Annotated in this window: 11 protein-coding genes; 2 read left to right on the top strand and 9 right to left on the bottom strand. The window is 58.7% G+C overall.

The window, feature by feature from the left end; translation table 11 throughout:
• Nucleotides 1–18: 18 nt before the first annotated feature.
• The 3 genes from ABD806_RS09110 to ABD806_RS09100 all read right to left on the bottom strand — a co-directional run bounded on the left by ABD806_RS09110 (nt 19) and on the right by ABD806_RS09100 (nt 3,527).
• Nucleotides 19–393 (bottom strand): DUF1850 domain-containing protein, encoded by a 375-nt coding sequence (locus ABD806_RS09110; RefSeq protein ID WP_344957103.1) that lies wholly within the window; start codon nt 391–393, stop codon nt 19–21.
• Entirely contained in the window at nt 394–2,406 is a 2,013-nt protein-coding gene (locus ABD806_RS09105) for a TRAP transporter permease (RefSeq protein WP_344957101.1), read from the bottom strand.
• Between the two features lie 173 nt (nt 2,407–2,579).
• Nucleotides 2,580–3,527 carry a TAXI family TRAP transporter solute-binding subunit gene (locus ABD806_RS09100; RefSeq protein WP_344957098.1) on the bottom strand — a complete coding sequence of 316 codons (948 nt, stop codon included), beginning with the start codon at nt 3,525–3,527 and terminating at the stop codon, nt 2,580–2,582.
• Nucleotides 3,528–3,810: 283 nt separating this feature from the next.
• Between ABD806_RS09100 and ABD806_RS09095 the strand changes: the two genes are divergently transcribed.
• Both ABD806_RS09095 and ABD806_RS09090 read left to right on the top strand, forming a co-directional pair.
• On the top strand, nt 3,811–4,437 hold the full coding sequence (locus ABD806_RS09095; protein WP_344957096.1) for an energy-coupling factor ABC transporter permease: 627 nt from the start codon (nt 3,811–3,813) through the stop codon (nt 4,435–4,437).
• 72 nt (nt 4,438–4,509) lie between these two features.
• Complete coding sequence (locus ABD806_RS09090; protein ID WP_344957094.1) at nt 4,510–5,238, top strand: DsbA family protein; 729 nt, start codon at nt 4,510–4,512, stop codon at nt 5,236–5,238.
• A 140-nt stretch (nt 5,239–5,378) separates the two neighbouring features.
• Here ABD806_RS09090 and ycaO read toward each other — a convergent pair whose 3' ends face one another.
• The 6 genes from ycaO to ABD806_RS09060 all read right to left on the bottom strand — a co-directional run bounded on the left by ycaO (nt 5,379) and on the right by ABD806_RS09060 (nt 14,087).
• Nucleotides 5,379–7,133: a 30S ribosomal protein S12 methylthiotransferase accessory factor YcaO gene (gene ycaO / locus ABD806_RS09085; protein ID WP_344957092.1), complete on the bottom strand. Its 1,755-nt coding sequence runs from the start codon at nt 7,131–7,133 to the stop codon at nt 5,379–5,381.
• A gap of 333 nt (nt 7,134–7,466) precedes the next feature.
• A complete protein-coding gene (gene asd / locus ABD806_RS09080) occupies nt 7,467–8,570 on the bottom strand; it encodes an aspartate-semialdehyde dehydrogenase (RefSeq protein WP_344957090.1) in 1,104 nt (367 codons plus the stop codon).
• A 259-nt stretch (nt 8,571–8,829) separates the two neighbouring features.
• On the bottom strand, nt 8,830–9,372 hold the full coding sequence (locus ABD806_RS09075) for an MltR family transcriptional regulator (protein ID WP_344957087.1): 543 nt from the start codon (nt 9,370–9,372) through the stop codon (nt 8,830–8,832).
• Nucleotides 9,373–9,484: 112 nt separating this feature from the next.
• A complete protein-coding gene (locus tag ABD806_RS09070; protein WP_344957085.1) occupies nt 9,485–10,645 on the bottom strand; it encodes a mannitol-1-phosphate 5-dehydrogenase in 1,161 nt (386 codons plus the stop codon).
• Nucleotides 10,646–10,832: 187 nt separating this feature from the next.
• The gene (locus ABD806_RS09065; protein ID WP_344957083.1) at nt 10,833–12,749 is read right to left on the bottom strand and encodes a PTS mannitol transporter subunit IICBA; all 1,917 of its coding nucleotides are present in this window, start codon (nt 12,747–12,749) and stop codon (nt 10,833–10,835) included.
• A 429-nt stretch (nt 12,750–13,178) separates the two neighbouring features.
• The gene (locus ABD806_RS09060; protein WP_344957081.1) at nt 13,179–14,087 is read right to left on the bottom strand and encodes a LysO family transporter; all 909 of its coding nucleotides are present in this window, start codon (nt 14,085–14,087) and stop codon (nt 13,179–13,181) included.
• Nucleotides 14,088–14,262 lie beyond the last annotated feature (175 nt).

Genomic DNA, 14,262 nt, shown 5'->3' with positions numbered 1-14,262 from the left:
GTCTTTTTACTTTGATGTTCAGTTGACCTCCGTGGTGGTACAGGCGCTGAGGCTGACCCCTTGTCCGGCCGGCACCCAATGGCTGAGGGGCCGGCACAGGTCCGAGTCCAGACACAGGGTATAATCGGCGGTAAATTCAGAGTCGGCAAGGGAGATTTGCGGCAGGCGGATATCGGGCTGCCAATACCAGACCCCCTGATGCAATCGGGCCTCGGGGGGGGGCTCCATACCGGCCCCCGAGCCTTGTACCCGGGCTTCGGTGAGCAACAGTTCATGGCCGTCCAGTTGGTAATGCTCCCGCCACTGTATTTTTTCGACTGAATGTATCCAGCTTAGGGTGAAGCTGGCCGTCACCAGCATCACCTTGGTCGCCGTGGTCGCGAGACACAACATTCAGGCGGTCGCCATCCGTTGCCGGCGTCTGTGCTGCAGCCAGTGGCGGCCCAGCAACAGGGCGGACAGGCTCAGGCCCAGCTCATCCGTCATCGGCAGCGAGAACACCAGCAGGGCGGCGGCGGCGATCATCAGCAGACGCTCCCACCAGGCCTGCGGGCTCAGCCAGTATCCGATGGCACCCATGCCCCACAGGGACACCGCCAGCAAGGCTTTCATGATAACGAACAGGGTCGGCGCCAGGCCGGCATCTCCCTGTAACATCAGTTCCGGGGTATACACCGCCATATAGGGCACGATAAAGCCGGCGATGGCGATTTGCAGCGAGCGAATGCCGATTTTCAGGCCGGATGCCTTGGCGATGGGCGAGGCGGCGAAGGCGGCCAGCGCCACCGGTGGCGTCAGATCGGCCATGATGCCGAAGTAGAACACGAACATATGGGAAACGATCAGCGGCACACCCAGCTCCAGCAGGGCCGGGGCGGCAATGGAGCTGGTGATGATGTAGTTGGGGATGGTGGGTATGCCCATGCCCAGCACCAGGCAGGTAAACATGGTCAGCACCAGCGACAGCAGCAGGCTGTGCTCACCCAGCTGGATAATATAGCCGGCAACGATGGTGGCGGCACCGGTCAGGGAGATCACCCCGATAATGATGCCCACCAGGGCACAGGCCACGCCCACCGGCAGGGCGTGCAGGGCACCCTGATAGAGGGCATTGACCACGGTGTTCAGGATATTCTGTTCACGCTTTATCAGCAGCAGCACGGTGAGTATGGCCACCACCACAAAGATGGCGGTAATGCCAAAATGGTTGAAGGTGGCACAGGCCAGACCCAGGGCAATCCAGAAGCCGTAGCGCAGACCCTTGGCGCCCAGGTGCTTGGCCACGCCATTGGCCATGATCAGCACTGTAGTCAGGGCCAGCCCCATCATGCCGGCGAACAGCGGGGTAAAGCCGGAAAACAGCATGACTACCAGGGCCACCAGCGGCAGCAGCAGATACCAGCGTTGTTTGAGGGCGGCCAGCGGGTTGGGGCACTCGGCCTTGGGCAGGCCATTGAGGCCGGCACGACCGGCTTCCAGGTGGACCATCAGAAATACGGTAAAGAAATACAGGATGGCCGGGATCAGCGCGGCTTTGGTGATGTCCACATAAGGCACATTGATGGTTTCGGCCATGATAAAGGCCACGGCGCCCATCACCGGCGGCATGATCTGGCCGCCCATCGAACTGGTGGCTTCCACCGCACCGGCGAAGTCGGCCCTGTAGCCGAACTTTTTCATCAGCGGAATGGTGAACTGGCCGGTGCTGACCACGTTGGCCACCCCCGAGCCGTTGATGGTGCCCATCATGCCGGAAGACAGTACGGATACCTTGGCGGGACCGCCGCGGGTATGGCCGACGGAGCCGATGGCGACATCGTTGAACAGCTTGAGCATGCCGGCCTGTTCGAGGAAGGCGCCGAACAGGATAAACAGGAAGATATAGCTGGATGAGACATAGGTCGGGGTACCGTAGATACCTTCGGTGCTGAACGCCAGCTGGGAGACCACCTGGTCCAGGCCATAGCCCCTGTGCATCAGCGCCTCGGGCAGGTGCTGCCCGCCCAGGGCGTAGGCAACAAAGGCTAGGCAGATCAACGGCAGGGCCCAACCCATCAGGCGGCGGGCGGCATCGAACACCATCACCAGGGTAACGCCGCCGATCAGCCAGTCAGCCTGGTTCATCTCCCCGGCACGGTAAATCAGCTCGGCTTCAAACCACCAGTGGTAGAAGGCAAACAGCAGGGCGATGGCGCCCAGCAGCATGCCCCAGACGGAAGGCCGGGGCAGGGACTGGCCGCGGGCACCGTAAAGCTGGTAGACCAAGAACAGCAGGAAACCGACGTGAACGGCCCGGACCACGGTGGTGGACAGGGGGCTGAAGGCGGCGGTAATGATCTGGAAGATGGAAAAGGCCAGGGCGCCGTAAAAAACAAGCGTGTGAGGCCGGGGGTTGGCATTGCTCATCATCTCTCCTCAGCCTGCGCCGCTGATCGGCCGGCTGCTTTTATCCGATGATAAAGCATAGGCTTTATCATGATTCAGGTAGCTCCCGCATCGGCGGGCAATCTGTGTGGGAGCGGCGGCCTCGCCGCGATATTATCTGGAGGCCATGGCTCCCACATCCTGTCAGCCTGGTGTTAGTTCATCAGGCCTTTTTCCTTGAAGTAGCGTTCGGCACCGGGGTGCAGCGGCAGGGGCAGCCCCTCGAGGGCCTGTTCAGGATCTATGCCGTTGGCGGCATTGTGGGCGTTGCGTAGTGCCGGCAGGTTTTCATAGACCTGTTTGGCCATCTCGTAGGCGACCTCGTCGCTCACCTTGGCATGGGTGATCAGCAGGTTGCTGATGGCGACGGTGGCGACGTCTTCATCCTGGCCGGTATAGGTGCCGGCCGGGATCTGGCTGGCGCGGTAGGCATCGTTACCGATTTTGGCCACCAGTTCGGCGGGGATCGGGATAAAGATCACGGGCGCATGGGATGCCAGATCACGGAAGGCGGCCATCCCCAGGCCGGCGGACTGCAGGGTCGCGTCCAGCTGACGGTTTTTCATCAGCTCCACCGACTCGCCGAAGGGCAGGTATTCGGTGCGCGAGAAATCATCATAGCTTAGGCCGGCGGCCTTGAAGATGGCGCGGGCATTGAGCTCGGTACCCGAGCGGGGAGCCCCCACCGAAATGCGTTTGCCTTTCAGATCCTCCAGGGTTTTAATGCCGCTGTCGGCCCGGGCCACGATCTGAATGTAGTTGGAATAGGTGGAGCCGACCGCCCTGAGTTTTTTCAGCGGTACCTTGAAGCCAGCTTCTTCTTCACCATTCCAGGCATCGGCGACGCTGTCGGCCAGGGCAAAACCGATTTCGCCCCGTCCTTTTTCCAGCAGGTTAAGGTTTTCGACCGAAGCGCGGGTGGCCTGTACCTGCACCTTGGCGTCGGGAATATGCTCGCCATAGAGCTGTGAGATAGCCACGCCGAGCGGGTAGTAAACGCCACTGGTGCCGCCGGTGAGTACATTGATAAATTCGCTGGCCTGGACAGTGGTGACCGACAGGGCCAGGGTGGCGCCGAGCAAATATTGTTTGAGTACCTTCATTGGTATGATTCCTTGGTTGTGTGTAGTGCGGCTATAACTATGCACTTTAAATGCCAAGGGTTAATGGTGTGTTGTTTTTATTTAACTCAATGATGTATATGAGAATTTATTTTGTTATCAGGGTGGAGTTTCTGATATTTCAGAATGCTGGCGGTGGCGTGTCTGAAAAATCGGACATTTCTTTGCCGGCGGCAGCTACACCATGATAAAGCGCTCGCGCCGGTGGTCTAGGGCTTGTAGTCTGATTGAGGGGAAGGGTAGTGGCGTACGGAAGGAGCCCGCATTGATCCTGTGGTTGTTGAATCTAGCTATCCTGGCGTTGGCCGGCCGGGGAGCGGCCTGGTCCCGGTTGTTAAGCGACAAGTCTTACCAGCACCTGTGCTTCGGCAGTGCCATCGCCCTGGTGCCGCTGTGGATGATGCAGGCCGGTATCGGGGAGGGGCTGGAGTTTCACTTTCTGGGGTTGACGACGCTCGCCCTGATGCTGGGCTGGCGCATGAGCCAGTTTGTGGCGCTGCTCAGCCTGTTGCTGGTAACCCTGTTTGGTTTCGATAGCTGGTTACAATTTGGAATGAATCTGCTGTTGGGGGTGATTTTGCCTATTTCCACCAGCTATTTTGTCTTTTTACTGAGCTACAGCTACTTAGCCCGCCATCTGTTTGTGTATATTTTTGTCGCCGGCTTTTTAAATGGGGCGCTGGCGATTGCCGTTAAAAGCGTTGCCTTTGCCGTTTATATGGCCGGTGCCGGTGTCTACAGCTGGAATATGGTGGTCGACAATTATCTGGGCATAGTACCCTTGTTACTGTTTCCCGAAGCCTTGCTCAACGGCATGGCGCTGACCCTGCTGGTCGTGTTCCGGCCCCAGTGGGTTTGTACCTTTTTCGATCGGGACTACCTGAATAAGTAACCTGGGTGAGCACTTTTTGCTGCTGAGCCTGTCTCTTAACTGATATCGAAACTTAACGAAAGCGAGAACCCTATGAAAAAACGACTGCTGTTATCCCTGACTCCCCTGCTGATGTTGTCCGTTGTACCGGCGACCCAGGCCGAGATGAGCCGGGAGGAGTTTCAGAAGCTGGTCAGGGAAACCTTGCTTGAGCAGCCAGAAATACTGCGTGAAGCCATCATCAAGCTGGAAGAGAATGATCGGCTGGTCCAGCAAAAGCAGTTCGAGGCCCAGGTTCGGGAGCAGTCCAAACTGCTGTTTGCCAACAAGACGGACGGCATTATGGGCAACCCGGCGGGAAGCATTGAAATGGTGTATTTCACCGATTATAACTGCCCTTATTGCCGGCGCCTGAACACCACCTTGCTGGAGGTGCTGAAAACCGAGCCGGAACTGAAGGTAATCGTCAAGGACGTCGGCATACTGGGGCCGGATTCGGTGAAGGCCGCCCGCCTGGCACTGGCTGCCGCCCAAGAGTCTCCCAAACTGTATGAAGAACTGCATCAGGCGATGATGAGCCAGCAGCGGGTGCAGGCCGGTGCCCTGGAGAGCATTGCCGACAAGGCCGGTCTCGAGGTGGAAACCCTGCAGGCCCGGGCCGACAGCAAGGACATTACCAACAAACTCAACCAGAATATGGCCTTGTTTCGCAGCCTGGGGTTGAACGGCACCCCGGCGTTGGTGTTCCCGGACGGCACCCTGATCCCCGGTGCTATCGACACCGCCAGCCTGCAGCAGATGCTGCAAGAGAAGAAGTCTTGATGGCAGAAGCTGGGGAATAGGGAGCAGGGACTGGAAAAGAAAGACCCCGGCCTGGCCGGGGTCTTGTTTTTGGGCAATGTCGGGTAACCATGCCAGTCACCAGTCACCAGTCACCAGTCACCAGTCACCAGTCACTTCATTTACCATTGAGCGGCTCGCTTGGCCTGCTGCAGTTTTTCATAGGTGGCCAGCAGTGCCTGGTGGGCGGCAAAATCCCGCAGGCTTTCGTCGGCGACGGTCAGACCGTGGAAACGGGCCGAACCGGCGATCTGCTGCCAGGCCTGGTCGACGGTGTCGATGCCGAACATGTGCTCGAAGGCGGCGCGGAACTGGGCCGGCTGCCGGCTGTCATCCAGATGCAGTTCCAGGCTGGCTTTCAGGCAGCGATAATAGTTGTGGCGGGCTTCGCTGAACACTGAGGCGTTGAAACTCAGGGTCCAGTCGACATAATCCAGGGCCGTTTCCAGCTCGCCGGCGGCCAGCGCCAGCATGCCTTTCAGCTCGCCCACCCGCAGTGTGTGCCAGGCGGTGCCCTTGTTGGGGGCAATGCCGATCAATTCCCGCACCCGGGTAAAGTCGTCTAGGCCTTCTTCTTCCAGCCGCTCATAGAAGCCCATCAGCTGTTCGCCGTCGGCATCCGAGCCGGGCAGGCTGAGGATGGTGGCACGCAGGTGGGCGCCCATGTTGTTGTTGGCCAGCAGCATGTCTTCCACCGGGTAGATATCGGACATGCCGGGTACCAGGATGCGGCAGGCATAGACGCCCAGGTGCTCGTAGTCGGCGATATACACCGGCTGCTGCAGTCGGTTGAAGATGGCCATCAGGTGGCTGAATTCCTGCTCCGAGCTGCCGCTGAAGTCCCAGTCGGCGAACTCATAGTCGGCCTGTTCCTTGAACATGTCCCAGCTGATCAGACCCGACGAGTCGATGAAGTGGGTTTCCAGGTTGTGGTGATCGGCCACTTCGTCGTCTTCGAAGGAAGGCGGCACGAACACGTCCAGATCTTTCAGGCTGCGACCCTGCAGCAGTTCGGTGACGGTGCGTTCCAGGGCCACTTCAAAGCGCGGGTGTGCGCCGAATGAGGCGAAACAGGTGCCGTTGGCCGGGTTGAACAACACCACGCAGATCACCGGGTATTCGCCGCCCAAGGAGGCATCGAAGGCGTAGATGGGGAAACCTTCCGTTTCCAGCGCCGCGATCGATTCCTGGATATGCGGGTAGCGGGCCATCACCTCGGCGGGAATGGCCGGCAGGCTGATGCGCTCACTGATGATGCGGTTCTTGATATGACGCTCGAACACCTCCGACAGCCCCTGGGTGCGGGCTTCGGTACGGGTGTTGCCGGCGCTCATGCCGTTGGACACATAGAGGTTGCCCACTATGTTCATCGGGATATAGACGGTCTGGCCGTTGTCCTGACGCGCGAAGGGCAGGGCACAGATGCCGCGCTCGGCATTGCCTGATTGCAGGTCGATCAGCATATCGGCGGTGAGTTCGCCGTCGGGATCGTAAAAGCCGCGGGTATAGTCGTCGAGCATGCCGGCGGGCAGGCTGTTGTCCTGGGTCAGCGGGAACCACTTTTCGTTGGGGTAGTGCACGAAGTCACCTTGGGCCATGTCCTGTCCTAGGTAGAAGTCGGCGAAGAAATAGTTGGTGGCCAGCCGCTCGAAGTATTCGCCCAGGGCCGAGGCCAGGGCGGCTTTTTTACTTGCCCCCTTGCCGTTGGTAAAGCACAGCGGGCAGTCTTGGTCACGGATATGCACAGACCATACATTGGGCACGGGGTTGAGCCAGGAGGCTTCTTCGATGTTAAAGCCCAAGGTGCTCAGTTGCTGCTGAAAGTAGCTGATTGAATCCTCTAGCGCGGCGTCTTTGCTGGGAATAAAAGTTTTCATGGCGTTCCTTGGGCGTGATCGGCAAAAAGGGGGGCGATCCTAACCCGAGCACAGAAATTGAACAAGTGACATCATGACTCTTCTTGAGAACCGAGTGCCCGCAGACGGCGTCAACAGGCAACGCCGGAGCATCACGGAGGACAAAGGGATCTGCTCCACCGACCATCACCTGACATGGATGTCATGTGCTGAGCGTCACAGGGAGGTGCTTGAGCGGGTCGGCGGAGAGGGCCCTTTGTCTGATGTCAGCTAAATCAGCAGTAGCCGTTTTACCGGCCACTACGAAAAAGCCCGCCAGGCGGCGGGCTTTTGACATCATAAGCAGTATGACGCTTACGGCAGCAGGTGCAGCATGCGGCGCAGGGGCTCGGCGGCACCCCACAGCAGCTGGTCGCCGACGGTAAAGGCAGACAGGTACTCGGGGCCCATGTTCAGTTTGCGCAGGCGGCCGACCGGCACAGTGAGGGTGCCGGTGACGGCGGCCGGGGTCAGCTCTTCCATCGACAGCTGGCGGTCGTTGGGGATCACCTTGACCCAGTCGTTGTGGCTGGCCAGCAGTTGCTCGATGTCGGCGATCGGCAGATCTTTCTTCAGCTTGATGGTGAAGGATTGGCTGTGGCAGCGCAGGGCGCCGATACGTACGCACAGGCCGTCAACCGGGATGGCCTGCTCGATGCCGAGGATCTTGTTGGTTTCGGCCTGGCCTTTCCACTCTTCACGGCTCTGGCCGTTTTCCAGCTGGGAGTCGATCCAGGGGATCAGGCTGCCGGCCAGGGGCACACCGAAGTTGTCGACCGGCAGCTCGCCGCTGCGGGTTTTTTCGGTGACCTTGCGTTCCAGCTCGAGGATGGCGGAGGAGGGATCGGCCAGCTCGGCGGCCACTTCGTCGCGCAGCATGCCCATCTGGGTTACCAGTTCGCGCATATGGCGGGCGCCGCCGCCGGAGGCCGCCTGGTAGGTGGACACCGCCACCCACTCGACCAGATCCTGTTCAAACAGTCCGCCCAGGGCCATCAGCATCAGGCTCACGGTGCAGTTGCCGCCGACAAAGGTCTTGGCGCCCTTGTCCAGCGCCTGCTGGATCTGCTTGCCGTTGACCGGATCCAGCACGATCAGGGCCTCGTCGTCCATGCGCAGGGCAGAGGCGGCGTCGATCCAGTAGCCGTTCCAGCCGCTGGCACGCAGCTTGGGGTAGACTTCCTTGGTGTAATCGCCACCCTGGCAGGTCAATACCACATCCAGCGCCTTGAGGGCGTCGATATCATAGGCATTTTGCAGGGTGCCGGCGTCTTTGCCGAAGTCAGGGGCAGGTTGGCCAGCCTGGGATGTGGTGAAAAACACCGGATCGATACGGGCGAAATCCCCTTCTTCTACCATGCGGCTCATTAATACCGAGCCAACCATACCGCGCCAGCCGACCAGACCTACTTTTTTCATAATTAAGTGCCTTCCTTTGGAAGTGAGTAAACGAATTGCTTACCTCACAATACTGATTGAGCGCAAAGGTGCAAGGGGCAAACGAAGATAAGGGCGTGATTTTTTATGCGTATCCCCTACGGCGCCAGCGACAAAAACTCAGGATTAACACGGGGCCCGCCAGGCCGAAAACGATGGCCATCCTTGTCAGGCTGATCGCCAACTTTCATGGCTTAAGCTGGATTGTCGCAGTTTCATGCCGGAAAGGAGGGGGTTATCTTTAACCGCCGGCAAGCAGGGGATTACTTCGCATCATCTCATTACAGGCGTCGGCCACGGCCAGGATCAGGGCCGAGCGGATTACCTGCTCCTGTCGGACCAGTTGCATCTGATACAGGCTGGGATCCAGATCCGCCACAGGTGCAGGCATGGCGAAGGGCTGCACCTCCATATTGGCGACCATATGCAGTGATTTAAGCGATTCTGTGATTTCCGGGTCAATCATGCGGTATTCATTGCCCTGCCGGTTGAGGAAGTCGCGCAGTTTGATCAACTGCTCAATGTCCTGATACAGGGGTTGGGCTATGACACCCAGGCCATAGATAAGCTTGAGGCGCACGTTTAAATCAGCCAACGGCCCCATGCTGCCGAGCAGGGGTTCGACCGCAAACTTGACGGCGTAATCGTCCTTGCGGAATACCTTCTGTATCAGCTGGTCGAGCATGTTGTCGAACACGTCCACCATGGCGATAATAAACCCCCTGGCACTGGGTGCCCGGTTCAGATGTTCGAATATCTCGGCTTCTTGCTTATGGTTTATCATGCACTTTGGCTCTTACTGCTAAACATTAATTAAGCTGAACTACAGTTCCTGCATCCAGATGCTCCCAGAAAGCAATGTCAGGTGAGGCGAAATACGCCTCACCGCTGTCATATTATGCAAAATGGCGATTCAGCCGGTGATAGAGTTCCTCTATCTGGCCGGCAACTGCACTGTCCGGGTCCAGGCCGGTATAGTGGGCCAGGGTCACGCGCAGCCCTTGGTGAGCCAGCATGTGCTGTAATTCTACCGCTTGCGGATCGGCGTCATTTTTATAAAAAAACGCCGCCGCAATGCCTTTTAACAGATTTGTGTTATCTATGCCATATTCCAGGGTGCCCAGCAGCGGCTTGACCAGTCGGTCATCGGTGCCCAGCTTGCGGATCGGCTGGCGGCCTACCCGGTCGATTTCATCCACCAGATAGGGGTTGGCAAAGCGACCGAGAATTTTCTCTATATAAGCCTGGTGCTGATCCTGGTCAAAACCATAACGCTTGACCAGGACGGCGCCGCTTTCCTGCATGGCCGCCTTCACCTGGGCTCGGATTTCCGGGTCTGTGATGGCCTCGCCTATGGTGCGGTAGCCCGCCAGGGCGCCCAGGTAGGCGGTAATGATATGGCCGGTATTGAGGGTAAACAGCTTTCGCTCGACAAAGGCCATCAGGTTGTCTGTCGGCTCCATGCCTTTTATATCGGGGATGTCGCCCTTGAACTGGGTTTGGTCCACTATCCATTCGCTGAAGGTCTCGACCGTCACCGCCAGCGGATCCGAGGCATCGGTGGAGGGGGGCACGATGCGGTCCACCGCCGAGTCGACAAAGCCGACACAGCGTTCGAGCTCGGCCTGGTATTGTCCGGGCAGATGTTTGAGCACTTCGGCTTTCAGGAAGCTGGTGCCGCGTACCTGGTTTTCGCAGGCGACGATATTGAGCGGCTGGTGGTTGAGCCGCTCGAAGCGCAGTTGCAGGCCGGTGGCCAGCGTCTTGGCGATAAGGGTGAGCACGGTCGGGCCGACGGCGGTGGTGACGAGGTCAGCATCGGCGAGCAGTTCGAGCAGTTCGGGTCGGGTGGCGTCGACGGCGTTCACGCCGGTGACGGTCTCGGTACGGACTTCGCTGCCGACGATATGCACCGGGTAGCTGTGTCGGTTTTGGAGTTCGTTGATCAGCTGTTGGTTGACGTCGGCAAAGGTCACCTCGATGCCGGAGTCGGCCAGCAGTTTTCCGATGAAGCCCCGGCCGATGTTGCCGGCGCCGAAATGGATGGCGGTTGTCATTGGTTCACCTGTTTAAGGGGGCCCGCGGGTCCCGGGTTACTGACGAGTTCAAGATTTTGTACTCGGTCAAAGGGCTGGCTCTGTCGACACGCTGTGAATACATCCATGTATGCTCGTACATACCATCCATGGCATGTGACGGTCGGCGGAACCGCTCCCTTTGCCCTCTTATGGTTGGCGTTCAGGCTCAAGCCGGATTCAGTACCTTCAATACCTCGTCCACGCTCTGGGTGGAGACCAGCCGCGCTATGGCGTCATCGTCGTCGAGGGCGCCGGTAATGGCGGCGATCACGTCGAGATGCTCGTTATTGCGGGCGGCGATGGCGATCACCAGTTTGGCGATATCGTCGTCGTCGTCACCGAACTTCACGCCCTGCGGGTACTGGCAGACGATGATGCCGGTCTTCTTCACCGAATCCTTGGCTTCCACTGTGCCGTGGGGAACGGCGATGGACTCTCCCAGGTAGGTGGAGGTCAGCTGTTCCCGGGCCAGCATGGCGTCCACGTACTCTGGCTCCACATAGCCGCCTTTTACCAGTTGTGCGCCGGCGAAGCGGATGGCGTCTTCCTTGCTGGCGGCACTCAGTCCCAGGTGGATATTGTCTGCCCGCAGCCGGAAGGGGGCATTGTCATCCTGCTCCGTGGCTTCGGGCGCAGCGGGGGCGGCAGCCGGAACAGGTTTCGCGGCGGCCGGTGCGCGGGCCTTGCTCAGACGGGCGACCAGGCTGTCGTACAGGGAGCCGTCGAGGAAGTTGTTGAGCGAGATATGCTCGGCCAGAGGCGCGTGGCGACGGGCCCGGTCGGTCAGATCCTTGTGGGTGAGTACGATATCGACGCTGTCGTCCAGGTTGTTGATCGCCAGGTTGCTAACCGAGATACCGAGTCCTGCCGCGGCCACCTTTTTGGATAGCATGCTCGCTGCCATGGCGCTGGAGCCCATACCCGCATCGCAGGCGACGATAATCTTGCGTACCGAGGCGGGATCCTTGGTGATGGCGGCGGAGTTCGGCTGCCCTTTGCTTTCGGCTTTCATCGCCTGCATACGGGCGGAAGCCGCTTCCAGCTCATCGTCGCCGGTTTCTGCCTGGCGCTGTGTTTTCAGCAGCAGGGAAGCGACCACGAAGGACACCGACATGGAGGCCAGTACCGCCAGCAACACCCCGATATGAGCGCCCTTCGGCGTCATCAGCATAACCGCGAAGATGGAGCCGGGAGAAGCGGGGGCCTGCAGGCCGGCGTTGAACAGAGTCAGGGTAAAGACGCCTGTCATGCCGCCGGCGATGACCGCCAGGATCAGGCGGGGGTTCATCAGCACATAGGGGAAGTAGATTTCGTGAATGCCGCCGAAGAAGTGGATGATGGAGGCGCCGGCGGCGGATTGTTTGGCGTTACCGCGACCGAAGAACATATAGGCCAGCAGTACCCCCATACCCGGACCCGGGTTGGCCTCGATCAGGAAGAAGATGGATTTGCCGAATTCACTGGCCTGCTGGATCCCTAGCGGGGTGAAGATGCCGTGGTTGATGGCGTTATTGAGGAACAGGATCTTGGCCACCTCCACGAAGATGGAGGTCAGCGGCAGCAGGCCGGCGTCCACCAGCATGCCCACGCCGGCGGCCAGGGCTGCGGACATCAGCTTGACGAAAGGACCGATCAGCAGATAGGCGATGATGGCGCAGAGCATGCCGATGATGCCGGCGGAGAAGTTGTTGACCAGCATCTCGAAGCCGCTTTTCACCTTGCCTTCAACGGCCTTGTCGAAATGCTTGATGGCCCAGCCGCCGGCGGGGCCGACGATCATGGCGCCCATAAACATGGGAATGTCGGTACCCACTATCACCCCCATGGTGGTGATGGCGCCGACCACGGCCCCCCGATCGCCGCCTACCAGCTTACCGCCGGTATAACCGATCAGCAGCGGCAGCAGATAGGTGATCATGGGACCGACCATGGTGGCAAGGGTTTCGTTTGGCAGCCAGCCGGTCGGAATAAAGAGGGCGGTGATAAAGCCCCAAGCGATAAAAGCGCCGATGTTGGGCATCACCATATTGGACAGGAAGCGTCCAAAATTCTGAATTTTGATTTTGCTGTTCTGGGATAACATAAACAACCCCGCCTAGTGCGATGTCAGTTCCATTGTCGGTAGGCGGCATGCCCGCCCGGTTTTTTAGCTCGTAAGAAATCTAACATTTCTGGAACAAAACGTAGCGGGAGCGGTGGTTAATGTGATTTAGATCTGTTTTTTTGATGTTTACCCGAACTTAATGGGTGATGCCTGTCACATTTTTAGATGGTGATTTTGTTACTTCACACTGCGTTCACTCAATAAAACGGATTTACTTGTGATTCAGGTCACGGAATTTGGTTTTATTTTCATTTTTTATGGGTGACCATTGTCACGTTTTTTGAAGATTTTAATATTCAATCTCTTGGTTGATGTGATTCTTGTCACGATTTAATCGCAGTGGATGCCAGTGCCCGGCCCCGAATAGAGGCCGGTCGATAAAGTTGTAATTAAATTACATTCTGATGGTCAGGCGGTGAGAGACAAAAAGCTCAGGATCAATACAGGGCCCGCTAGGCTGAGGATAAAGCCGGAAACGATGGCCACCGGGACCACGCTCACGCCACCGGAGCGCTGCAGTACCGGCAGGGTAAAGTCCATGGCGGTGGCTCCGCCATAGCCGATGGCGCAGGACGGATGGCGGCGCATCAGTGTGGGGATGATCAGGATGGCGACCAGCTCCCGGGCCAGATCGTTGAGGAAGGCGGCGCTGCCCAGTACTGGACCCAGACGGTCGCTGATCAGGATGCCCGAGAGGGAATACCAGCCATTGCCGGAGGCAAAGGCGAGGCCCTGGGAGAGGGGCATGTTTAACAGCCAGGCACCGGCCAGGCCACCGACCCAGGAGCTGGTCATCACCGTCAGGCTGATCGCCAGCCCCCAGGGATTGAGCAGGATCTGTCGCAGCTTCATGCCGGAATTACGCAGTTGAATACCGATCAGCAGCAGCAGCAGCATCAGCGCCCATTCGCTCAGGGTGTCGACCGCGAACCATTCCTCATCCAGGAACTGGCCTGCCAGTATGCCCGTCAGGATCACCACACAGAGCTTGACCGAGTCCAGCAGCAGGGTCCATTTGCTCAGGGGCGGCAGGCCCCGTTCGCCGCTCAGCCGGCCGTGCCGGGCATCCAGCAGCCAGAGGCCGGCCAGGTTGGCGAGGGTAATGCAACCGAGGAAGACCAAGGATACAGAGAAAATGGTGCCCAGGTGGTCGCTCAGGTTGTCGACAAAGGCCAGGCTGATCCCCATCAGGAACAGGATCAGATACACCATGCGGGCTACGGCCACATTGATAAAGTGGACGATGGACTGGGAGCGGCATGGGATGCAGTAGCCAAGGGCGAGGGGAAGGAGAACGATCAGCAAACCGGAATACATGAGATTATCTTCCAATATATTGATGTGGCTTGATTTTTGGCCACGATATTCCATTTATCACAGGATACGTGAGCCAATATGGAAAAAAAAGCCGAATATTCGCGGGCGATGTGGTGACTCGATGGCCGTGGGGAGCCGGTAACGACGGGTCCTGTGCATAAATTGGCAGGGTGAG

Source organism: Zobellella aerophila, assembly GCF_039539325.1.
GTDB classification, from domain to species: domain Bacteria; phylum Pseudomonadota; class Gammaproteobacteria; order Enterobacterales; family Aeromonadaceae; genus Oceanimonas; species Oceanimonas aerophila.
This window is presented reverse-complemented; position numbering and strand designations above follow the sequence as displayed.